Source organism: Marimonas arenosa, assembly GCF_030848945.1.
GTDB classification, from domain to species: domain Bacteria; phylum Pseudomonadota; class Alphaproteobacteria; order Rhodobacterales; family Rhodobacteraceae; genus Marimonas; species Marimonas arenosa.
Map to the genome: position 1 here is coordinate 293,953 of NZ_JANHAX010000003.1, position 19,275 is coordinate 313,227.

The 19,275-nt window shown below is 63.7% G+C and carries 25 protein-coding genes; 15 read left to right on the top strand and 10 right to left on the bottom strand.

Features of this window, described 5'->3' with window-relative positions:
• The first annotated feature begins 75 nt into the window (after positions 1-75).
• The 6 genes from NO357_RS11540 (at position 76) to NO357_RS11565 (ending at position 3,431) form a co-directional block, all read left to right on the top strand.
• Positions 76-324, top strand: a complete 249-nt coding sequence (locus tag NO357_RS11540; RefSeq protein ID WP_306736183.1) for a rod-binding protein — start codon at positions 76-78, stop codon at positions 322-324.
• On the top strand, positions 314-673 hold the full coding sequence (locus NO357_RS11545) for a flagellar biosynthesis protein FlgN (RefSeq protein ID WP_306735825.1): 360 nt from the start codon (positions 314-316) through the stop codon (positions 671-673). Before NO357_RS11540 ends, NO357_RS11545 begins: the two co-directional genes overlap by 11 nt.
• 241 nt (positions 674-914) lie before the next feature.
• Positions 915-1,739, top strand: coding sequence for a flagellin N-terminal helical domain-containing protein (locus NO357_RS11550; RefSeq protein ID WP_306735826.1), 825 nt, complete (start codon positions 915-917; stop codon positions 1,737-1,739).
• A 98-nt stretch (positions 1,740-1,837) separates the two neighbouring features.
• Positions 1,838-2,215: a flagellar biosynthesis regulator FlaF gene (flaF, locus tag NO357_RS11555; RefSeq protein ID WP_306735827.1), complete on the top strand. Its 378-nt coding sequence runs from the start codon at positions 1,838-1,840 to the stop codon at positions 2,213-2,215.
• Positions 2,212-2,616 (top strand): flagellar biosynthesis repressor FlbT, encoded by a 405-nt coding sequence (gene flbT / locus NO357_RS11560; protein WP_306735828.1) that lies wholly within the window; start codon positions 2,212-2,214, stop codon positions 2,614-2,616. The genes flaF and flbT overlap by 4 nt, the downstream gene beginning before the upstream one ends.
• Complete coding sequence (locus tag NO357_RS11565) at positions 2,616-3,431, top strand: DUF1217 domain-containing protein (protein WP_306735829.1); 816 nt, start codon at positions 2,616-2,618, stop codon at positions 3,429-3,431. Before flbT ends, NO357_RS11565 begins: the two co-directional genes overlap by 1 nt.
• An 11-nt stretch (positions 3,432-3,442) precedes the next feature.
• On the opposite strand, the gene NO357_RS11570 is transcribed toward NO357_RS11565, so the two are convergent.
• Positions 3,443-4,903: a FliI/YscN family ATPase gene (locus tag NO357_RS11570; RefSeq protein WP_306735830.1), complete on the bottom strand. Its 1,461-nt coding sequence runs from the start codon at positions 4,901-4,903 to the stop codon at positions 3,443-3,445.
• 87 nt (positions 4,904-4,990) lie between these two features.
• On the opposite strand from NO357_RS11570, the gene NO357_RS11575 reads away from it, so the two are divergent.
• From NO357_RS11575 to NO357_RS11615, 9 genes are read left to right on the top strand one after another with little or no spacing between them, the layout of a single operon-like run.
• Positions 4,991-5,383 carry a FlgB family protein gene (locus NO357_RS11575; protein WP_306735831.1) on the top strand — a complete coding sequence of 131 codons (393 nt, stop codon included), beginning with the start codon at positions 4,991-4,993 and terminating at the stop codon, positions 5,381-5,383.
• 3 nt (positions 5,384-5,386) lie between these two features.
• Positions 5,387-5,782, top strand: a complete 396-nt coding sequence (gene flgC / locus NO357_RS11580; RefSeq protein ID WP_306735832.1) for a flagellar basal body rod protein FlgC — start codon at positions 5,387-5,389, stop codon at positions 5,780-5,782.
• Positions 5,783-5,794: 12 nt separating this feature from the next.
• Positions 5,795-6,085: a flagellar hook-basal body complex protein FliE gene (fliE, locus tag NO357_RS11585; RefSeq protein ID WP_306735833.1), complete on the top strand. Its 291-nt coding sequence runs from the start codon at positions 5,795-5,797 to the stop codon at positions 6,083-6,085.
• Positions 6,086-6,095: 10 nt separating this feature from the next.
• A complete protein-coding gene (locus NO357_RS11590) occupies positions 6,096-6,362 on the top strand; it encodes a flagellar biosynthetic protein FliQ (RefSeq protein WP_376744373.1) in 267 nt (88 codons plus the stop codon).
• A gap of 3 nt (positions 6,363-6,365) precedes the next feature.
• On the top strand, positions 6,366-7,079 hold the full coding sequence (locus NO357_RS11595; RefSeq protein WP_306735834.1) for a flagellar hook-basal body complex protein: 714 nt from the start codon (positions 6,366-6,368) through the stop codon (positions 7,077-7,079).
• A 19-nt stretch (positions 7,080-7,098) separates the two neighbouring features.
• A complete protein-coding gene (gene flgG / locus NO357_RS11600) occupies positions 7,099-7,884 on the top strand; it encodes a flagellar basal-body rod protein FlgG (protein ID WP_306735835.1) in 786 nt (261 codons plus the stop codon).
• Positions 7,884-8,303, top strand: a complete 420-nt coding sequence (flgA, locus tag NO357_RS11605) for a flagellar basal body P-ring formation chaperone FlgA (protein WP_306735836.1) — start codon at positions 7,884-7,886, stop codon at positions 8,301-8,303. Before flgG ends, flgA begins: the two co-directional genes overlap by 1 nt.
• Positions 8,304-8,315: 12 nt before the next feature.
• The gene (gene flgH, locus NO357_RS11610) at positions 8,316-9,056 is read left to right on the top strand and encodes a flagellar basal body L-ring protein FlgH (RefSeq protein ID WP_306735837.1); all 741 of its coding nucleotides are present in this window, start codon (positions 8,316-8,318) and stop codon (positions 9,054-9,056) included.
• 41 nt (positions 9,057-9,097) lie between these two features.
• Positions 9,098-9,625: a flagellar basal body-associated FliL family protein gene (locus NO357_RS11615; RefSeq protein WP_306735838.1), complete on the top strand. Its 528-nt coding sequence runs from the start codon at positions 9,098-9,100 to the stop codon at positions 9,623-9,625.
• Between the two features lie 80 nt (positions 9,626-9,705).
• On the opposite strand, the gene NO357_RS11620 is transcribed toward NO357_RS11615, so the two are convergent.
• The 9 genes from NO357_RS11620 to NO357_RS11660 form a co-directional block, all read right to left on the bottom strand.
• Entirely contained in the window at positions 9,706-10,170 is a 465-nt protein-coding gene (locus NO357_RS11620; RefSeq protein ID WP_306735839.1) for a hypothetical protein, read from the bottom strand.
• Positions 10,167-11,255 (bottom strand): EscU/YscU/HrcU family type III secretion system export apparatus switch protein, encoded by a 1,089-nt coding sequence (locus NO357_RS11625; RefSeq protein WP_306735840.1) that lies wholly within the window; start codon positions 11,253-11,255, stop codon positions 10,167-10,169. The genes NO357_RS11620 and NO357_RS11625 overlap by 4 nt, the downstream gene beginning before the upstream one ends.
• Positions 11,252-12,025 (bottom strand): flagellar biosynthetic protein FliR, encoded by a 774-nt coding sequence (locus tag NO357_RS11630; RefSeq protein WP_306735841.1) that lies wholly within the window; start codon positions 12,023-12,025, stop codon positions 11,252-11,254. Before NO357_RS11630 ends, NO357_RS11625 begins: the two co-directional genes overlap by 4 nt.
• Positions 12,022-14,100, bottom strand: a complete 2,079-nt coding sequence (flhA, locus tag NO357_RS11635) for a flagellar biosynthesis protein FlhA (protein ID WP_306735842.1) — start codon at positions 14,098-14,100, stop codon at positions 12,022-12,024. Before flhA ends, NO357_RS11630 begins: the two co-directional genes overlap by 4 nt.
• 6 nt (positions 14,101-14,106) lie before the next feature.
• Complete coding sequence (locus tag NO357_RS11640; RefSeq protein WP_376744374.1) at positions 14,107-14,865, bottom strand: transglycosylase SLT domain-containing protein; 759 nt, start codon at positions 14,863-14,865, stop codon at positions 14,107-14,109.
• Between the two features lie 86 nt (positions 14,866-14,951).
• Positions 14,952-17,351 carry an RAD23 family protein gene (locus NO357_RS11645; RefSeq protein ID WP_306735843.1) on the bottom strand — a complete coding sequence of 800 codons (2,400 nt, stop codon included), beginning with the start codon at positions 17,349-17,351 and terminating at the stop codon, positions 14,952-14,954.
• Complete coding sequence (gene motA / locus NO357_RS11650) at positions 17,348-18,217, bottom strand: flagellar motor stator protein MotA (protein ID WP_306735844.1); 870 nt, start codon at positions 18,215-18,217, stop codon at positions 17,348-17,350. The genes NO357_RS11645 and motA overlap by 4 nt, the downstream gene beginning before the upstream one ends.
• Positions 18,218-18,289: 72 nt before the next feature.
• A complete protein-coding gene (locus NO357_RS11655; RefSeq protein ID WP_306735845.1) occupies positions 18,290-18,913 on the bottom strand; it encodes a MotE family protein in 624 nt (207 codons plus the stop codon).
• Positions 18,910-19,275: a hypothetical protein gene (locus tag NO357_RS11660; RefSeq protein ID WP_306735846.1), complete on the bottom strand. Its 366-nt coding sequence runs from the start codon at positions 19,273-19,275 to the stop codon at positions 18,910-18,912. The genes NO357_RS11655 and NO357_RS11660 overlap by 4 nt, the downstream gene beginning before the upstream one ends.

The following is a 19,275-nucleotide window of genomic DNA, read 5'->3' on the forward strand; positions in this document are numbered from 1 at the left end:
ATTGGAGGCAATCCCGTGACCGATTTTTCACCTTTGCGCCCGTTGCCGGGCCAATCGCATTCGCCGCACCTCCGGCTGGCTGCGGAGGATCACGACCGTGCTCTGCGCGCTGCGACGGAAAAACTCGAAGCGACTTTCCTGGCCGAGATGCTGAAGGCCGCTGGTCTGGGCAAGGTGCGCAGCGCCTTTGGTGGCGGTGCCGGGGAAGAGCAGTTCGCCTCGTTCCTGCGACAGGCACAGGCGACGGAAATGGTGAAGTCGGGTGGGATCGGTCTGGCCGAATCCCTCTATCAGGCGCTGAAGGAGAAAAACGATGAGTTCTGAGAAGACACAACACACGATCGAGGCGCTCGACGGGCTGCTGGACCGCGAACGGGCGGCGCTGCTCGAAGGTGATCTTGACCTCCTGGTCGGACAGCTCGACGAGAAGAAGGCGCTGATCGACACACTGAACAACCACGGCGATGCAGGAGGCGAGAGCCTCGCGGCGCTTCAGCGCAAGGTATTGCGCAACCAGGCGCTTTTGGACAGTGCACTGGACGGCATCCGAAGCGTTGCCAGGCGAATGAGCGCGCTGCACCGGATCCGTCGCTCGCTCGACACCTATGACGAAGCCGGTCGCAAGACCACGATCGAAGGCGTGACCGCAGGCCACATGGAAAAGCGGGCCTGACCGGGGGCGGGCCCGCGATGGCTGCAATACGGATAAAATGCCGGGCAGTTGGCGGTGCGGGTTTAGGACTTCGTTAGCACATGCTGGCCCAAGCTGGCCGCGCATCCGGCAATGACCCGGCTGGCGCGGCAACGGGGCGACCTCCTGCTGCAGATGTCAGAACGACTTTGGATCCGTCCCGGTGAGTGGGCGGGATATGCAACGGGTGCAAAGCGCCCAAGGACCGAAGGAAAAAGAAATCATGTCCAGTATTCTGACCAACAACAGTGCCATGGTGGCGCTGCAAACGCTGAAATCGACGAACGCGAACCTTGCGAAAACACAAAATGAAATTTCCACCGGGAAAACCATCGGCAAAGCCATGGATAACTCCGCGATCTGGGCGATTTCCAAAGTAATGGAATCGGATGTCAGCGGCTTCCGGGCCGTATCGGATGCCTTGTCACTCGGCCAGTCGACCGTCGCTGTCGCCTCTGCCGGTGCGGAGCAGATCACCAACCTGTTCAACGAGATGAAGGAGAAGGTGGTCGCGGCAACCGGCGAAAACGTCGATCACACGAAGATCGACGCCGACGTCACCGAACTCAAGAACCAGATCACCGCGATCATTTCAGCATCCCAGTTCAACGGTGCCAACCTGCTGAACACGGCGGGCGGCGACATCACCGTGCTTTCGTCGCTTGACCGCGATGCCAGCGGCACCGTGACGGCCGCCAACATCACCGTCGCGTCGGTTGACTTCGAAGCCAGTCTCGACCTCACGACCATCGATGTCACGTCCGCGACAGCAGCGGATACCTCGCTCGCGGCCATGGAAACGCTGATCCAGACCGCTGTTGATGGCGCGGCGGCGCTCGGTGCTTCCGCGAAACGCCTCAACGATCAGGGTGATTTCGTGAGTAAGGTGATGGACGCGATGAAATCGGGCATCGGGGCGATGGTCGACGCGGATATGGAAGCCGCATCGGCCCGGCTGCAGGCACTGCAGGTGCAGCAGCAACTCGGCGTTCAGGCGCTTTCGATTGCGAACCAGACGCCGCAGACGCTGCTCTCGCTGTTCCGGTAAGAGTAAGACCCGGGGGCGCGGCCGCCGCGCCCCCGGTTTCTTTTCTGAAAACCCGGGCCTGATCCGGTACGATACCCAACGCAACAAGGGAGCGAGCAGTGATTTCCCAAACCCAGGCAAAATCTGCCTATGCCCGCGGCGCGATGCCGATCCGGACCGATCGTGGCACCGAATACGAGCTTTTCGCCCGCATCACCCACAAGATGCGCGCCGCCGCGGCTCGTGGACAAGCCGGCTTTGCCGCCCTGGCCGAGGCGCTGCACAACAACCGCCAGCTCTGGACCATGCTGGCCGCTGACGTCGCCGACGGCGACAACGCCCTGTCCAAGGATCTACGCGCACGGATCTTCTATCTGGCAGAGTTTACGCATGACTATTCCGGCAAGGTGTTGTCGAAAGGCGCCAGCATCGCGCCGCTGGTCGAGATCAACGCCGCGATGATGCGGGGGTTGCGCGGAACGGGGCCAAAGACATGAGCGGGCTGGTTCTGAAACTGGGCCCGAAGGAACGGGTTCTGATCAATGGCGCGGTGATCGAAAATGGCGACCGCCGGTCGCGGCTGTCGATCGTGACACCGGGCGCCAATATCCTGCGTCTGCGTGACGCGATCCATCCCGAAGAAGCGACCACGCCGGTACGCCGGGTGTGTTATGCCGCGCAGCTGGTGCTGTCGGGTGATGCCACCCCGGACGACGCGAAAATGCCGCTTTTGCGCCGGATCGAGGAACTGAGCCGGGTCCTGACCGATCATGACAGCCGCACCCAGCTCGGGCTGGCGACGCAGGCGGTGTTGGACGGCCAGTTCTATCACTGCCTGAAAGCGTTGCGCGCGCTGTTGCCGCGGGAAGAAAGACTGCTGGCACACCGGGTGCAGTGATGGCGTTTCAGCCCGTCATTCCCACGGGCGGCCTTGTCGGCTGGACCTTTCTGAACCGCACCCTCGAGCGTCAGACCGCGGCTTTCGAAGCCGTAAGTGATACCCGGCGCGATACCGCGTATTTTGCCGAGATGATCGGCGCAATCGACACCGCCGAACAGCTGGTCGCCGACCGGCGGCTGTTGGCCGTGGCGCTGGGGGCATACGGCCTGCAGGATGACATCGACAACCGTTTTTTCGTCCGCAAGATGCTGGAAGAGGGGACGACTGACGCCGATGCCTTTGCCAACCGGATGGCGGACGATCGCTACAAGGCGTTTTCGAAGGCCTTTGGGTTTGGTGACTTCGCCACCCCGCGCACCAAGCTGACCTATTTTGCCGATGAGATCATAGGGCTTTACCAACTGCGGTCGTTCGAGGTGGCGGTGGGTGAACAGGATGAGTCCCTGCGGCTGGCGCTCAATGCCAAGCGCGAGCTTGCGGCGCTGGCCGCGGAAGATAGAACCGAAGACACGAAATGGTTCCGGGTGATGGGCAACAAGCCCCTGCGGCGGGTGTTCGAAACCGCCTTCGGCCTGCCTTCGGGCTTTGGCCAACTCGACCTTGAGCAGCAATTGACCACCTTCCGCGACAAGGCCATGCGGCAGCTCGGGAATGGCGAGATTTCGCAATTCACTGACGAAGCGGCTGTCGAAAACCTGGTGCAGCGCTTTCTGGTACGGGCCCAGTTGGCCGGGTTTCAGACCACCGCCGCGGGCTCCGTCGCGCTGACCCTGTTGCAGAGTGCAGCGCCCGTGCGACAAGGACTTTTCTGAGCCGGTTCAGTTCAACTCGGGTCCGCGAGTAGCGTGCGTCTGCCGTCTCCGGGTCCCGCTTGGTTTGGGACTGACGCCGACCGCGGTGGAAGCAGCCCCGGTGCTTGCGGAGCGGGTCGGTGGGTCGTGGTTGCGGTGGCGCCGGAACGCGCCGCCGAGCGGCGCAGGATCAGGCGCAGCCGATTGAAGCTGTTGGCCGTGTCCTGGGCCTCGTTCTCGGCCAGGAAAGCGTCGAGTTCGGGCCAGGCTCTGATCGCCTGGTCAAGGTGCGGATCAGAGCCCTGAGTGTAGAGCCCTGCACGGATCATCATCTCGGACTGGGCATAAGCCCCGAGCAACTTGCGCGCTTCGGCGATGGTCTGATTCTCCTCATCGGAAGCAGCATCTGGCAGCGATCGCGAGACCGAGCGCAACAGGTCGATGGCCGGGTAGCGGCCGCGTTCGGCAATCGCCCGGTCGAGCACGACATGGCCGTCGAGCACGCCGCGTAGGATGTCGGCCACCGGCTCCTCCATGTCGGACCCCGCCACCAACACTGTCAGGATTGCGGTGATCGTGCCGGAATGGGCCGCGCCGGGCCCGGCGCGTTCGCACAGTGACATGATGGTGTGAGCGGTCGACGGAGGATAGCCACGCAGGGAGGGTAACTCGCCCGCGGCGACGGCAACCTCGCGATGGGCCTCGGCGAAGCGGGTGATCGAATCGGCCAGCAACAGCACGTGGTTGCCCTGGTCGCGGAAATACTCGGCCACCGCCATCGCGGCCCAGGCACAACGGCGGCGCACCAGCGGCGACTGGTCCGAAGTGGCGGCGACCACCACGGCACGCCGCATGCCCTTCTCGCCCAGAACGTTGTCGACGAATTCGCGCAGCTCTCGCCCGCGCTCGCCAACCATGGCGATGACCACGACGTCGGCCTCCATGTTGCGCGCCAGATGCGCCAGCAGTGAGGTCTTACCGACCCCGGAGCCGGCGAAAAGCCCGATGCGCTGACCTTCGACGATCGGCAGCATGGTGTTGAAGACGGTCATGCCGGTCTCAAGCCGCGCGCCCATCGGATGCCGCGTCGCCGGTGGCGGCGGGTCGGCGCGCAAGGGCTGCGGCCGTTCGCCCCGCAAGAGCGGCCGGCCGTCCAGCGGGACGCCGAACGGATCGACGACGCGGCCAATCCAGGCCGGCGAGGGCGAGATTGTGGAGGCTTCGTGCAGTGCCGCTCGATCCCCGAGCGATACGCCTTCGGGTGCGGCATCGGGCAGCATCACGACGCCGTCAGCGTTGAGTTGCAACACCTCGCCGCCCAGAGTTTTGCCGCTGCGGCGATAGACTTGTAGCTGATCGCCCATGCGGGCGTTATGCTCCAGCCCGCGAAGATGCAGAAGGCCGCCGTCGACAGCGACGACGCGGCCCACCTCGCGAACCGCTTTGAGCGATGCGATCTCGGCACCCAGCCGGGACAGTTCGATCGTTGTCATTTCGGATTCTCCAAAATTCTTCTGAAAACGGTTTCTAAAGGATTCGGGGTTAAGCCTTGATTGAAACCGATCGAGGGAGAAGCCCCGATGCACGACAAAATCGAAATCTTCCGCGTGGCCGCCGCGATGGCCAGACACGCCGGAACACGGCAGGCCTTGGTGGCGCAGAATATCGCCAACGCAGATACCCCCGGATACAAGGCCCGCGACGTTGTTCCATTTGCCGAACTGGTGAGCCGCGACACGGGTGGATTCTATACGCGCGCCACGCGGGCCGGTCACCTGAACGGCCGGGACGGATCGCTGCGTCCCGAGATCGTCGCGGCGAAAGATGCGCTGGCCAATCCAAACGACAACCAAGTCACGCTGGAGGCAGAAATGCTGAAGGCAGTCGCGGTCAAGCGCCAGCATGACCGCGCGCTCGCGATCTATCGCTCGGGGCTCAACATCCTGCGTACCAGCCTGGGTCGGGGGGCGTAAGCGATGAGTGAGTTTTCGAAAGCGCTTGGTGTATCAGCCAGCGGGTTGAAGGCACAGTCGCAGCGACTGCGCCACGTGTCCGAAAACATCGCCAATGCGGACACGCCCGGTTATCGCCGGAAGTCGGTGCCGTTCAAGGCGGTGTTCGATGGCAGCCGCGATGGCGTCGGGCGTGTCGAAACCGGACGGGTCAGCCTCGACCAATCCGACCTCGACCGGATCTACGATCCGTCGCACCCGATGGCCGATGCGACCGGGCACTACATGGGGTCGAATGTCGACCTGATCATCGAAATTGCTGACGCGCGCGAAGCGCAGCGCAGCTACGAAGCGAACCTGAAGATGTTCGACCAGGCACGGCAGATGTCGTCGAGCCTGATGGAGCTACTGAAGCGGTAAAGGAGGTCCAGAATGGATATTCGAGCGGTCAACGCACAGCAAAATTACGCGGCTCTGAAACCGGCGACCCGGGCCGCCGAAGGCGCTACCGGAGCCGATGAGACGGCGGCAGGCGTGATCCGCGACTTCACCCGGACTTTGCGAGAGAGCGAGGAAATCGCCCAAGCGGCGATGACCGGCGATGCCGATCCCCACGCGCTGGTGCAGGCGCTGGTGCAGACCGAGCTGGCCGTCGAGACGGCGGTAACGGTACGCAACAAGGTGGTCGAGGCCTATCAGGAAATCTTGCGAATGCCGGTTTGAGGCCGCCATCATGGATGAAGCGATTTTCTTCGACACGGTTCGGCAGGGGCTGTGGGTAGCTGTGATCACCTCGTTTCCGATCCTGGCGGTCGCGCTGCTTGCCGGCGTCACGGTCGGGCTGTTCCAAGCGCTGACCTCGATCCAGGAACTGACGCTGACCTTCGTGCCCAAACTGGCGGCCATTGTCGTCGTGTTTTGGATGTCGATGGGCTTCATGGCGCAGACGCTGGTGTCGTTCTTTCAGGATCGGATCGTGCCGCTGATCGTAGGAGGCTGAGACATGGACAATGCAGGCTATACCGCGCTGTCGCGGCAATCCGGACTGATGCGCGAGATGCGGATCGTGGCGAACAATATCGCCAACGCGGCCACTGCCGGGTTCCGCCAGGAGGGGCTGGTATTTTCCGAGCACGTTGCGGCAATTGGTGATAGCCCGTCAATCTCGATGGCTGGCGCCACGGTGCGCCACACCTCGATGGTGCAGGGCACGCTGACCGAAACACGTGGTCCGCTCGATCTGGCGATCGAGGGCGATGGGTTCTTTCTGGTCGAGACCCCGCAGGGCGAGCGGCTGACCCGCGCCGGTAACTTCACCAGCAACGGCGCGGGTGACTTGGTGACCAATGACGGCTTCCGGGTGCTCGATGCCGGCGGCGCGCCGGTCTTCATCCCGCCCGATGTCACCGACTTGTCGGTGGCTGCCGACGGCACGGTCAGCGCGGGTGGCCGGCCGTTGACCCAGATCGGGCTTTATCTGCCGGCCGATCCGTTCGGGCTCGCCCGCGAGGATGGTGTGATGTTCCGCGCCGAGGGCGGCATTGAACCAACCGAGGCGGGACGGATCGTGCAGGGCTTTCTCGAGAATTCCAATGTCGATCCGATCAGCCAGTTCGCCCGGATGATCGAGGTACAGCGCGCCTATGAGCTGGGTCAAAGCTTCCTCGACTCCGAGAACGAGAGGCTGCGCGACGCAGTGAAGACCTTCATCAGATGAAACCTCAAGGAGCAGTAACATGCGGGCATTGAAGATCGCCGCCACGGGCATGGCCGCCCAGCAGATGCGGGTCGAGACCATCTCGAACAACCTCGCCAACCTGTCGACGACCGGCTACAACCCGCGACGGGCCGAGTTCGCCGACCTGCACTACCAGCAGATGACACGGCCCGGCACGGTCAACGCCGCTGATGGCACGGTCCTGCCCACAGGGGTGCAGCTGGGGCTGGGTGTGCGGCCGGCCGCGGTCTCGGTGCAGCTGGCGCAGGGCTCGCTTTCAGCCACCGGCGGTGATCTCGACGTGGCGATCGACGGACGCGGATATCTTGAAGTCACGCTGCCCTCGGGGCAGTCGGCCTATACCCGCGATGGTGGTCTGAAACGAACTGGTGACGGGTTGATCGTGACTGCGGACGGTTTTCCGGTGCAGCCCGAAATCACCATTCCTGAAGATGCCCGCGCCGTTTCGATCAATGCTGATGGCGAGGTCTATGCGTACTTCGATCAGGGCGGCGAGGCGCAGCTTCTGGGCCAGTTCAACCTGGTCGGCTTTTCCAACCCCAAGGGGCTCGAAGCACGGGGCTCGAACCTTTTTACCGAGACCGAAGCCTCGGGTGCGCCGATCGCCGCTACGCCGGGGCAGAACGGACTCGGTACCCTGCGGCAGGGTTATCTCGAGGACAGCTCGGTCGACGCGGTGCGCGAGATCACCGAACTAATCGAGGCGCAGCGCGGCTATGAGATGAACGCCAAGGTGATCTCGGCCGCCGACCAGATGATGGGCGCCACCACGCAGGTACGCTGATGCGGACTCTGGCAGTGGTAGCGCTCTTCTGGCTTGCCGGCCCGGTTGCGGCCGATACAGTCGTTCCGGTGCGCACGATACGGGCGCAGGAGGTGATCGCTCCGGGCGATCTGCAACTGCGCGCGGTCGATGTGGCCGGGGGCTTCACCGCCGTCGACGAAGTTGCGGGGCTTGAAGCCAAGGTCGCGCTCTACCCGGGCCGCCCGGTGCGGCCTGTCGATGTCGGTCCACCGGCCGTGATCGAGCGAAATCAGGTTGTCCCGCTGACCTATGCTCGCGGCGGCCTGTCTATCCGCACCGAAGGCCGGGCGCTTGACCGCGCCGCCGTCGGCGACCGTGTGAAGGTGATGAACCTCGCGTCTCGCAATACGGTGATGGGCCGGGTGCAGACCGATGGCTCGATTTCCGTTTCCGAATAGGAGTTTGCGACGATGACGTTCCGCCTGTCCTTTGCCGGTCTGTGTCTGGTGTTGCTGCTGCAGGGCTGCGGCCGTGTCGATCACCTCGGCAAGCCGCCCAGCTTTTCCGACACGCGTACCATGGCCAATCCTGAACACGCGGCGATGATGAACCCTGGCCTGCCACTGATGGCGGAGCGGGTGCGCCGGCTGGACCAGGCGTCGCTCTGGAGCGGAAACCGGCAATCGCTTCTGGGAGACCGGCGGGCGCTGAGACGCGGCGACATCCTGACAGTGGTGATCGAGATCGACGACAAGGCCGAGATTTCGAACAAGACGTCGCGCGCGCGCAGCGGGTCCGAGGGCTTGTCTGTGCCCGGGTTCTTCGGCATCCCGCAGCGGATCAACGGCAGCTTGCCCGAAGGCGCGTCAATGGAGGAGGCCGTATCGATAAGTTCGAGTTCGCAGTCGACCGGGGACGGCACGGTGCGGCGCAAGGAGAAGCTGGAACTCAGGGTGGCGGCAACGGTGGCGGATGTGCTGCCCAATGGCGTGTTGGCGATTTCCGGCAGCCAGGAAGTGCGGGTGAATTTCGAGATGCGCGAACTGCTGGTGTCTGGCTTTGTGCGACCCGAGGACATCTCGCGTCAAAACCAGATCACCTATGACAAGATCGCTTCGGCCCGGATTTCCTATGGCGGCCGTGGTCAGATCAGCGACATGCAGCAACCGCGCTATGGTCAGCAGGTGGTCGACGCTGTCCTGCCGTTCTGAGCAAAGCGGCAGGTCAGCGCAATGGCGGCAAGGAGAAAGATATGATCGGCAAGGTTCTTCCCATTCTTCTGATCCTGGTCGGCGTCGGTGGCGGCATCGGAGCAGGCCTGGTACTGAAACCCGCGCCGATGCCCGAAGCGGCGCTGGCGGTCAATCCTTGCGGCGAGAGGACGGAACAGGGCAAAGACGTCCATGCCGCGATGGCGGATTCCCACGGTGACGACCACGCCGAATACGATGGGCAGGCGCATGACTATGTCAAACTCAACAACCAGTTCATCGTGCCCGTCGTGGGGCAGGACAAGGTCGAATCGCTGGTGGTGATGTCGCTGAGCGTCGAGGTTCTGGCCGGACAGCAGGAGCAGGTGTTCAAGCGCGAACCGAAGCTGCGAGATGCCTTTCTGCAGGTGCTGTTCGACCATGCCAACATGGGCGGATTCCGCGGTAGTTTTACCAATTCCAACAACATGGACGTGCTGCGCCAGGCGCTTCGCGAAACCGCGCGCAAGGTTGTGGACGATCTGATTTCGGATGTCCTGATCGTCGACATCAATCGCCAGGATGTCTGATCCGGCCGGGTGTTCAGGACGGCCGAGACCGGGCCCGGAGATCGCCGTTCGCGGTGGGCGACTTACAGCCCGGAAGACCATCAGCGCGCGCTGTTGCCTCCGGTTCCGATGCGTATCCCTGGTCGGGTTCTGCCGGCCGTAAGTGTCATCAGCGTCTGATCCGCGATTGTCCGCCGCGTTGCTTGCTCCGATCGGTGTTTTTCCCCGGCCTGTCTGCGTAGGTCCTCGGCTATGGAGGATCGGCCGAACGAATTGAGCACGGCTTGTGCGGCGGCAAGCTTACGCGCTATCACGGTAGCCAGGCGCAGGTTCAGGGCCTCGCGTTTACGCCCTACCCAGGCCCGCCAGAGGATGTCGCCACCGATCTGGTTGAGCGCCAACACGCGGTCGGGATCCGCGGTGGCACTACGGCGCTCCTCCGCGGCCAGATTGGCGAGGTTGCGGCGCAGTTCGTCTTCTTCCGCGACGATGGATTTCAGACCCGCAAGGTCGGCCCGGTAGGCGGCATCCGTGACCGCCGCAAGATCATCGAGAAGGCGGCTCATTGCGGCCACCGGCGGGCGCGGCGGCGCATTGCCTCGGCAAAACGGATGGCAGCGGCGACGGGCCTGAAATGCTCGGGCGCAATTTCCTGGCCAAGTTCAGTCGTCGCGTACAGGGCCCGGGCGGTGGGAGGATCGGCGTGGATCGGCACCCCGGCCTCCCGAGCCACTTCGCGGATCTTGCGGGCAATCTCGTCCACGCCCTTGGCGACGCACACCGGCGCGTCGCCGCGTTTGCGGCTCCAGGTCAGCGCAACGGCATAGTGGGCGGGGTTGACAATAACCACGTCGGCGGTGGGAACCTCGGACATCATCTGGTTGAGTGCGATTTCCTGCGCCCGCGAGCGGCGGTGGTTCTTCATGTGCGGATCGCCCTCGGCCTCCTTGTGCTCGTCGCGCATTTCCTTGTCAGACATACGGTTCTGTCGCTGATGCTCGGCGCGTTGCCAGAGAAAGTCGATGCCGCCAATGGCGAGCGCGATCAGGAACGAAACGAAGACGAACTCCACTGAAACCTGCGCCATCAGAACCGCCGCATAGTTCGGCCCCCCCAATACGGCCGACGCCATCTCCGGCAGGCGCGCCTTGAGGAACAGCCCGAGCACGGCGGAAAAAACCAAGAGCTTGGTGAAGCTCTTGAAAAACTCGAACAGGCCGGCGCGGCCGTATTTTTTCTTGGCGTTGGACACCGGCGCGATGCGCGACAATTTCATCCGCAGTTTCGTGGGCGCGAAGGTGAAGCCGCGCTGGGCGGCAAGCACGCTCAGAACCGCGAGGGCCGGCAGCAGAAACCAAGGGAGAGCACCACGCACAACCGCGCTCGCCAGTCCGCCCAGCGGCGCCCGCGGATCGCCGTTGAATACCAGCGGAGCCAGACTGCCGGCCTGGTCGATCATCGTCATCATCGTCGTGCCCAGAGCCTGGATCGAGCTTGCCCCGGCAGCGAGCGCACAGATCAGGAGTCCACCGTACCCGGCCGCCACCGACAGGTCGGAGGAGCGCGGGATTTCGCCCTTCTTGCGCGCATCATCGAGCTTCTTCTGCGTCGGGTCGTGGCGCTTATCGGTGTTGTCTTCACCCTGGCTCATGGACCAGTTCCGGCGAACGGATTGGCAAGGAACAGAACCAGAGCATCATGCCACCGGGACAGCATCAACGGGGCCATCAGGAACAGCAGGCTCAGGCCTCCGGCGGTAATCACCGGGGCGCCGACGAAGGCGACCATGAGCTGCGGCATGGCGCGGTTGATGACGCCGAGGGTCAGGTTGTAGAGCACCGAGACGATCACGAACGGGGCGGCGAGGGTGAAGGCCAGCGAAAAGGCGCGGGCAATCTGTTGTACGCCCCAGTCGGACATGGCCGACGGGGCCGGGAACCGGCCGAGCGGCAGGACTTCGTACGACCAGATCATGAGTTCTGCCACGCGCACATGCAGCCCGGACATCACGGCCAGCGCCAGTCCGGCGACCACCAGAACGTGGCCCATGGCCGGCATTGGTTCGGACGCCGCGCCGCCGAAGATCTGGGCCAGCGAGGTGGCCTGCGCGGCGATCGAGCCGGCGGTCTGCAGGGCCATCACGAACATGCGGATGCCGATGCCGATAGTCAGGCCAACGACGGTTTCGGCCAGCAGCAGCGCCGGAACGCCGGTCTCGGGTGTTGTGAGGGCGGCCGGTGCCGCCGGGGCCACGATCATCGTGAAGCAGAGCCCGAGCGCCAGCTTCACTCGCATCGGTACCGACTGTTCCCCGAAGGCGGGCAAAAGCGTCATCATCGGTCCGATCCGAAGGAATGTCACGAAGCCTTGCCAGAGAAGGCTTTGCACCAGGTCCAGCAGATCAACAAGCGTCTCGGTCACGCGGCGATCACCCCCACGAGCGACGGGCGCGCTTCGAGCCCAATTTCTTCGAAAGAAAGCACCGGGTTGTTGATCGCCTTAGCGCGCATCACGGTGCGCAGGAAACGGCGGCGACGCGTCGAAGTGACAACGGCCGGAAACACCCCCTGTTCGCTGGCGGCGCTGATCTTGTCGGCCAGAGCCGTGGTCAGCCGGGTGAACAGGTCCGGCGGCAGCGCGACATCCAGGCTGCCGCGTTCGCCATCGACTTGGTAAGTCGCGAAGGTATCCTCCCATTCCGGGGCGAGTTGGATTAGCGGAATGGTCCCGTCGTCGCGCTTGATATCTGCCACCAGCTGGAAGCCGAGGCGCTGGCGGACATGTTCGCAGATGGCGTCGGGTTGGCTGTGGAGTGAGCGGGCCTCAGCAATCGCTTCGAGAATGAGCGGCAGGTTGCGGATCGAGACCTGCTCGTCGAGCAGGAGCCGCAACACCGCGTGCAGCAGGTCGGTCGGTACCCTGTCGGGGATCAGCTCGTCGAGGAGTTTTCGGTTGGCCTCGGCCCGGGTGGGGTCGGACAGGTTGACCATCTCGGAGAGGATGCGGCGCAGTGCCTTCAGTGTCAGAAGGCGCGGGAGATTGCGCTTAATGATTTCCAGCAGGTGGGTGGCCAGCACCTCGGTCGGGGTGACGATGGTGACGCCGGCCAGCGCCGCCTGTTCTTGCAGCGCGGGATCGATCCAGCGTGCCGGCGCGCCGTAAACAGGCTCCTCCAAATCGGTGCCGGGCGGTAGCGCTGCCGGATTGTCGGGCTGCAGCGCCATGACATGTTCGGGTCGCAGCCGGGCGCGGGCCTGTTCGACGCCCTGGATCCGGACGACATAGGTGCCGGGCGTTAAGTTGGGCGCATCGGTCAGGCGGATCTCGGGCAGGATCAGACCATAGACTCGGGCGATATGTCGGCGCATGTTGGCGATCCGGGCTTCCAGCCCGGTGCCGGGATCGAGCACCATGTTGACGAGATCGGAGGCAAACTCGACATGGACGTCGTCGATATCGAGCATATCGCCCATCGGTTTCTCGCGCGTCGGCGCGTCGGCATCCGTTGACTCGGGTGTGGCGGCCGCGGTCGCTTGCGCCCTTTTCCAGATGACCCATGCCGCAGTGCCGAGCGTGGCGCCGCCGGTGATGAACGGCAGAAAAGGCAGCCCCGGCACGATAGCGAAAAGCACCATGAGCAAAGCGACGGTGGCGAGCGCAGACGGGTATTTGCCCAACTGATTGAGCAGGGTGAGATCGGTGGCACCGGTCGCTCCACCACGCGCCAGCAGAAGTGCGGAGGCGATCGAAATAATAACTGCTGGGATCTGGCTGACGAGGCCGTCGCCAACCGTGAGTATGGTATAGGTTTCGAACGCATCTCGCAGCGCCATGCCGTGCACGACGACGCCCATCACCAGCCCCATCAGCAGGTTCAGGAGCGTAATCAACAGCCCCGCCACCGCATCGCCCTTGACGAATTTCGACGCCCCGTCGAGCGAGCCGAAAAAGGTGGTTTCCTGTTGCTCACGCTCGCGCCGCGCCTTGGCCTCGTCGTGGTTGATGGCGCCGGCGGACATGTCGGCATCGATGGCGAGTTGTTTGCCCGGCATCCCGTCAAGCGCGAAACGCGCGCCAACCTCAGCCATCCGAGCGGCTCCCTTGGTGATTACCATGAAGTTGACGATCAGGAGGACGCCGAAGACCACAAGGCCCAGAAACACGCTGCCCGACATGACGAAATTGGCAAAGCCCTGGATCACATCACCTGCGGCATGAGTACCGGTGTGACCCTGGCCAATGATCAGCTTGGTCGAGGAGACGTTGAGCGACAGCCGCAGCATCAGCGAGGCCAGCAGCACCGTTGGAAACGACGAGAAATCGAGCGGCCGCTCGATAAACAGCGTGACGGTGAAGATGAGGATCGCCAAAGCGAACGAGGCGGCGAGCCCGATATCGAGAACCCAGGCGGGCATTGGCAGGATCATCATCACGATGATTGCCATCAGTGCCAGTGCCAGGAGAATGGTGGGCTGGAAGACGACGCGCAGCGACATAGCCGGTCACCCTCCGGCCAGACCGCTGGGGCGGCGGTTGATCTGAAGAAATCCGCTGGCCGCAGCCCGGTTGCCGAGCGGAACCAGTGATCCGAGCCGGGCGTTGCTGTTTTCCTCTGTACCGGCCCGTAGCAGCGGGAAGGTATTGACCCGAGGGGCAAGCGGTCGAGGCGCACTGGCCGCGACCGGCTTTTGCCCGGCCGCAACGGGGTCAGCAGGTGTATTGCGGCGGTGTTTCTCGAAAATCGCTTTGTAGCGCTTGGCATATTTCGGAGTGCGCGAGTGGTAGGCGCCGGCCGCGTCGGTCCAGCTGCCTTTCTCGGCGTAGAGCTCCTTGAGAAATGCGGCGGCGTAGAGGGCGTTGGCCTCGGGATCGAACATCTCGTCGATCGAGTCGAAGGCCTTATGGTGCCACTTGTAATTGATTTGGAAGCAGCCGACGTCGAAGCTGCGGGCGCCGCGCTTGAAGTGCCGGAAGACAAAAGCGCGAGCCTCGTCCAGGCTGTCAAACCAGACGCCTTTACCTTCCATATTCACGGTCCAAGGCCAAGGGGTGAAATGGTGGTTTTTTTTGCGCCCGGTTTCGGTACGGGTGATCGCTTGGAGCACGGACAACGGCACCCCGGACTTCTGAGAGGCGAGTGTGGCAACGTGATCGCAGACCTGTTCGGGTGCCATGCGTGCGGCAGTCTGGCCGGACTCGGCGGTCAGAACGATGGTTAGCAAGGCCGTCACAGCGGCCCAACGAGATGCAGACGGTGTCACGGGTTCTCCCCTTTGCGGCCTTCTGGCAGTTGCTGTAGGTTAGAGTGCAGCGGTTTATTTTCGGTAAGCAGCCGTCGGAACGCGGCTCATTCTTCGGCAGGAGGGGCCGCGTCGAGGGAAAGACGCGTGAGCAGATCGGACATGGTCGCACGTGCGGCCACGCTCTCCTCGATCAGGGTTCTGTTCTTGGCCAGAACGCCGGGCGTATCTGCCGCAGCCTCCGGCGCCGGGGTCGTGGCCATTCGGGCCGCCTCCTGCCAGAGCGGATCATCGGCGTCGCGCAGCGTGTCCCAGTGCGCGCCCAGCCAAGCTTCCGCGACCATGTCGTCCTGGCGGCCGAGATCGGCAAACAGTTGACGGGCACTGTCATGGTCGCCGATCATCGCCCGGGCCTCGGCGCGCAACAGGTCGGCGTCAGGCCCGGTCAATCCGAAGAGAGCGGCCTCGGCGCGGCGCGGCTCCTCCAGAAGCAGCGCCGCGCGCGCGCGCAACAGTTGGCGTTTACGGCCCTCGGCACCCTCCGCATCGGCGAGAAGAAAGGCGCTGGCCTCGGCTGCGAAACCGAGGTCGATCAGCCGGCGGGCGACGCCATTGGCGCTCGCGATGCTGAGATCGAGCCGGTCTGCAACACTCGGGTCGAGTGCGTGTTTCAAGAACGACACGTCACCGGCATCGCCAGCCAGCGCGGCCATGACATGCGAGCGCACGTTCCGGCTTTCCCCGGGCTCATGCGCTGCGGTGAACAGTGCCAGTTCGCGAAACGCCGTGTCGTAGTCGCCGGCTTCCGCCAAGGCGAGGACATGGGCGCGCTTGAGCTCGGCGCCCAGCGGATCGCTGCGGTATTCTTGGGCGTAGGCCCCAGCCAGGGCCGCAGTCTGGATATCGACCGGTAGCCCGGCGTCGAGACGGGTATCGATCAGTGTGATCAGTGCCCTCGGAGCCTGGTCGGTATTCGACGCGACCACACCGTCGAGCGCGGCGCCTGCGGCATCGATATCGCCCTCGGCCAGCTGTACCCTGGCATCGGCCATGTTGAAGCGTGGGTCGGGTGTATCCTGTCCGCGTGCGACGATTGCGAGTACCTGTGCCGCAAGATCTTCGAAATGTGCTGCCAGCAGACGCTCGCTGGCCATCGGGCCGACAAGGCCGCGGATCTGCGGTGGCAGAGTGTTGATGGCGCGCAGAATCGCCGCCCCGTTGGGGCGCGCTTCCTCGGGGAGGTCGGCATGGGACAGAACCGCCCAGAGCGCGGCATGGCTGTCGCAGTCGACCTGGTTCGACAGCGGCCCGGGGCCGGTGGCATGGCCAAACTCCATGATTTCGGCCATCGATTTCAACACCATCGTGCCGTCGCCGGTCAGGGCAGACACTCGGAGCACCTGCAGCGCTTCGGCACCGAAGCCATAGTGGATGTAGAGCTTGACCAGTTTGCGGGCAGCTTCCGGATTGGGCCGATCAAACTCGCCCACCAGAGCGCCACGCAGGCGACCCACCTGTTCGCCGAACGGTGCGTCGCCGGCCCACGCGGTGATATCGAGATCGGCATCGGTCAGGCATGTCTCACCGTTTCCGGTTTGCGGCAGCGCGGCGAGCAGCACCGAGAAGTCGCGGTCTGCGCTGGTTTGGGCCCGCAGGTTCAGCCCTGGCGTGGCCGGAGGGGTCGCGGGCGCAGAATGATCCGCTGCTGGCGGGTGCCGCTGGTGCGCGGTCTCTGCCGTACGTTCAGGTATGTCGGGCAACCGTGGGTCTTTCGGGTTCACCAACCCCTGTGACACGGCACGGCTGAGCTGTTCCGCCAGCCGCTGCTCGGCCTCGGACAACCGCTTCATCCGTGTGAGCGGGTCCGTGTCCGAACCGGTCTCCAGGGTCGAACCCGTCTCCGGCTCGGAATCCCGCGTCGAGCTGCGATGCTCGGCCGAGGCAGTCGCGATCATCGGGCCGAACGTCAGTGGCATTTCCGCGCTAGTCCGAGCCGGTTCAAACGGAAACAGATGGCGCGATGCGATGGCCGCCGGTGCGACCGGGTCCGGCGGGATGACGGTGCCAGCGTTCGCACGGGTCTCCGCCTTCGGTTCAGGCTGCGAGTCGGGGGCCGGTACAGATCCGGGTGTGCCGCGAATGTCGACCACCAGCAGGTCGGCACCGTAGCGGGACACCTCGATTTCGCAGGCGCAGCTCATCGAAATGGCAAGCGTGCTTTCTCCGGTCCCCGGCGCAAGATCGGTGATGCGCCCGGCGGAGAGCCTGCGGAATGCACCGCTCAGATCGAAATCCGCATTGATGTTCGACAGGCTCAAACGCGCCTTGGTGCCGTCGCTGTCAAGCGCCCATGGCAGGGCTCGCGGCAGCGCCAGCGTCAGACGTGAAAAATCGTCATGTTCGCCCGACCGCACCACAACGCGTTCGGCTTGGGCCGTATCGGGCAGGGTGGCGAGGAACAGCGTGATCATCGCCGCGTGTTTCAGGTTGAAGGACGGTTTCGTCATGCGGCATCCTGTTTCACGGTCTTGAGCGCCTCTTCGAGCTCACCGAAGCTGGGACGACAATGCGAAGGCGTGTTTTGGCGGCCAACCTCGATACAGATATTGGTAGCGTGATTGTGCAGGTTGGCGATCAGCACCTCGCGGATCAGGTGATAGAAATGGCCGTCCTCCTCGGTCACCGCCTTGACCTTGGCCGAGAACGGCCCGACCAGCCCATAGGCTAGGAAGACACCAAGAAAGGTGCCCACCAGAGCGCCACCAATCATCTTGCCCAGCACTTCCGGCGGCTGGTCGATGGCGCCCATCGTCTTGATCACGCCCAGCACGGCAGCCACGATCCCCAGCGCCGGCAGACCGTCGGCCATGCTCTGCAATGCGTGGCTTGAATGCAGTGCATGGTGGAGATTGGCGTCCATCCGCTTGTCCAAAACCTCTTCCACCTGGTGCGGATCGTCATAGTTCATAGACGCCGAGCGCAGCGTGTCGGAAATCAGGTTGATTGCTTCCTTATCGGTCAGGATCTTGGGGTATTTCGAGAAGATCGAGCTTTCTTCGGGCGCCTCGATATGTTCCTCGATCGCCACCGGGTTGGCGCGGGCCAGGCGGATCAATTCGAACAACAGGCAGAGCAGGTCGCGATAGTCTTCGTGCTTCCATTTCGGCCCTTTGAACACTTTGCCAATGTCCTTCAGCGTGTGTTTCACAGACCCGATGTCATTCGAGATCAGGAAGGCGCCGACGGCCGCACCGCCGATCATCATGAGTTCGAACGGCAGGGCCTTGATGATGATCGCCAGCTTGCCTCCGGCAAGGATGTAGCCGCCGAAGACCATAACGAAGATAACGGCAATACCGACGATACCGAGCATCTGTTCCTTACCTCTCAGAACTGCGGGCCCGAGTTTGGCAAACCCGGGTTAAGAAACTTTCATCGCGGGGAATTATTCCTTCGGCACGTCGGCGTTGCGTCCTGCCAGGATCGCAGAAATCGTATAGGCGGTCTGTGGCGTCAGGCCGGCCATGATGGCGGCGGCGGCTTCCGGGCGCATGCGGCCCAGGAACCCGGCCGAAAAGCGCGGGTCCATCGCCTCGAACAGGGCCGCCGCATCTTTCGGCTTCATGTTCTCGTAGACGGAGGTGAGCTGGCCGAGATCGTTCTCGGCTGCGGAATCGGCCAAGGCGAGGGTTGTCCGGAGCTCTTCCTCGGCGCCGGTCAGAGCGGCCATTTTCTCGCTGATTTCCCGGTCGACTACCGAAAGCGCCTGTATGCGGGCTCGAAGCTGAGCTTCACGCTGCTTGAGTCGGGTTTCACGCTGCTGGAACGCGACCAGCATCGCCGCGACATCCGGGGGCGGGGCACAGTTTTCCGGCCTGGCGCGGGCGGAGTCGCGGGCCTCATCGACCGTGGTCGCGTCGCTTTGGCGGGCGATCGCCTGCCCGGCATCGAGACCCAGCCTGATGATGGCCGAACTGATCAACAAGCCGGCAATCACAAAAAGCGTGCCGCGCCCTGGCCGGCTGCCGCGTTTCTTTGACGTCTTGCGGGGCGTTTGCGGGCGGCTCATGAGGCGCGTTCCTCGCGCGGGTGGCGGAAGAACACGGTCGGCGGCGCCTCGGGGGCAGGTTCCGGCTTAGGAGCAGAGTCAGGCAGGTCGTGCATCGAGGCCACCATCAGTTCGAGCCGCTTAGCCACGCCTTCTGCGCGTTCGGTCAGCGCATCAAGCGATTCCGTAGAATTCGACGCGGTGGCCTGGGCAGTCACCAAGGTCCTTGTCAGATCGTCGACCTGAGCCGACAGCACTGCGACAGCGCCTCCGACCCCATTTTCCAGATCGTTGAATCGTGCCAGCCGCCTCGCCAGCACGAAACAGTAGACGCCGGCGCCCAGCGCCCCGGCGACCAGCAATATGTCGGCAATCATTTCCAT

Coding starts and splice junctions, on each gene's coding strand:
- NO357_RS11545 (WP_306735825.1), top strand. CDS start 314: ATGAGTTCTGAGAAGACACAACACACGATCGAGGCGCTCGACGGGCTG.
- NO357_RS11550 (WP_306735826.1), top strand. CDS start 915: ATGTCCAGTATTCTGACCAACAACAGTGCCATGGTGGCGCTGCAAACG.
- flbT (WP_306735828.1), top strand. CDS start 2,212: ATGAGCGGGCTGGTTCTGAAACTGGGCCCGAAGGAACGGGTTCTGATC.
- NO357_RS11565 (WP_306735829.1), top strand. CDS start 2,616: ATGGCGTTTCAGCCCGTCATTCCCACGGGCGGCCTTGTCGGCTGGACC.
- NO357_RS11570 (WP_306735830.1), bottom strand. CDS start 4,903: ATGACAACGATCGAACTGTCCCGGCTGGGTGCCGAGATCGCATCGCTC.
- NO357_RS11575 (WP_306735831.1), top strand. CDS start 4,991: ATGCACGACAAAATCGAAATCTTCCGCGTGGCCGCCGCGATGGCCAGA.
- flgC (WP_306735832.1), top strand. CDS start 5,387: ATGAGTGAGTTTTCGAAAGCGCTTGGTGTATCAGCCAGCGGGTTGAAG.
- fliE (WP_306735833.1), top strand. CDS start 5,795: ATGGATATTCGAGCGGTCAACGCACAGCAAAATTACGCGGCTCTGAAA.
- NO357_RS11590 (WP_376744373.1), top strand. CDS start 6,096: ATGGATGAAGCGATTTTCTTCGACACGGTTCGGCAGGGGCTGTGGGTA.
- NO357_RS11595 (WP_306735834.1), top strand. CDS start 6,366: ATGGACAATGCAGGCTATACCGCGCTGTCGCGGCAATCCGGACTGATG.
- flgG (WP_306735835.1), top strand. CDS start 7,099: ATGCGGGCATTGAAGATCGCCGCCACGGGCATGGCCGCCCAGCAGATG.
- flgA (WP_306735836.1), top strand. CDS start 7,884: ATGCGGACTCTGGCAGTGGTAGCGCTCTTCTGGCTTGCCGGCCCGGTT.
- flgH (WP_306735837.1), top strand. CDS start 8,316: ATGACGTTCCGCCTGTCCTTTGCCGGTCTGTGTCTGGTGTTGCTGCTG.
- NO357_RS11615 (WP_306735838.1), top strand. CDS start 9,098: ATGATCGGCAAGGTTCTTCCCATTCTTCTGATCCTGGTCGGCGTCGGT.
- NO357_RS11620 (WP_306735839.1), bottom strand. CDS start 10,170: ATGAGCCGCCTTCTCGATGATCTTGCGGCGGTCACGGATGCCGCCTAC.
- NO357_RS11625 (WP_306735840.1), bottom strand. CDS start 11,255: ATGAGCCAGGGTGAAGACAACACCGATAAGCGCCACGACCCGACGCAG.
- flhA (WP_306735842.1), bottom strand. CDS start 14,100: ATGTCGCTGCGCGTCGTCTTCCAGCCCACCATTCTCCTGGCACTGGCA.
- NO357_RS11645 (WP_306735843.1), bottom strand. CDS start 17,351: ATGACGAAACCGTCCTTCAACCTGAAACACGCGGCGATGATCACGCTG.
- motA (WP_306735844.1), bottom strand. CDS start 18,217: ATGCTCGGTATCGTCGGTATTGCCGTTATCTTCGTTATGGTCTTCGGC.
- NO357_RS11655 (WP_306735845.1), bottom strand. CDS start 18,913: ATGAGCCGCCCGCAAACGCCCCGCAAGACGTCAAAGAAACGCGGCAGC.
- NO357_RS11660 (WP_306735846.1), bottom strand. CDS start 19,275: ATGGAAATGATTGCCGACATATTGCTGGTCGCCGGGGCGCTGGGCGCC.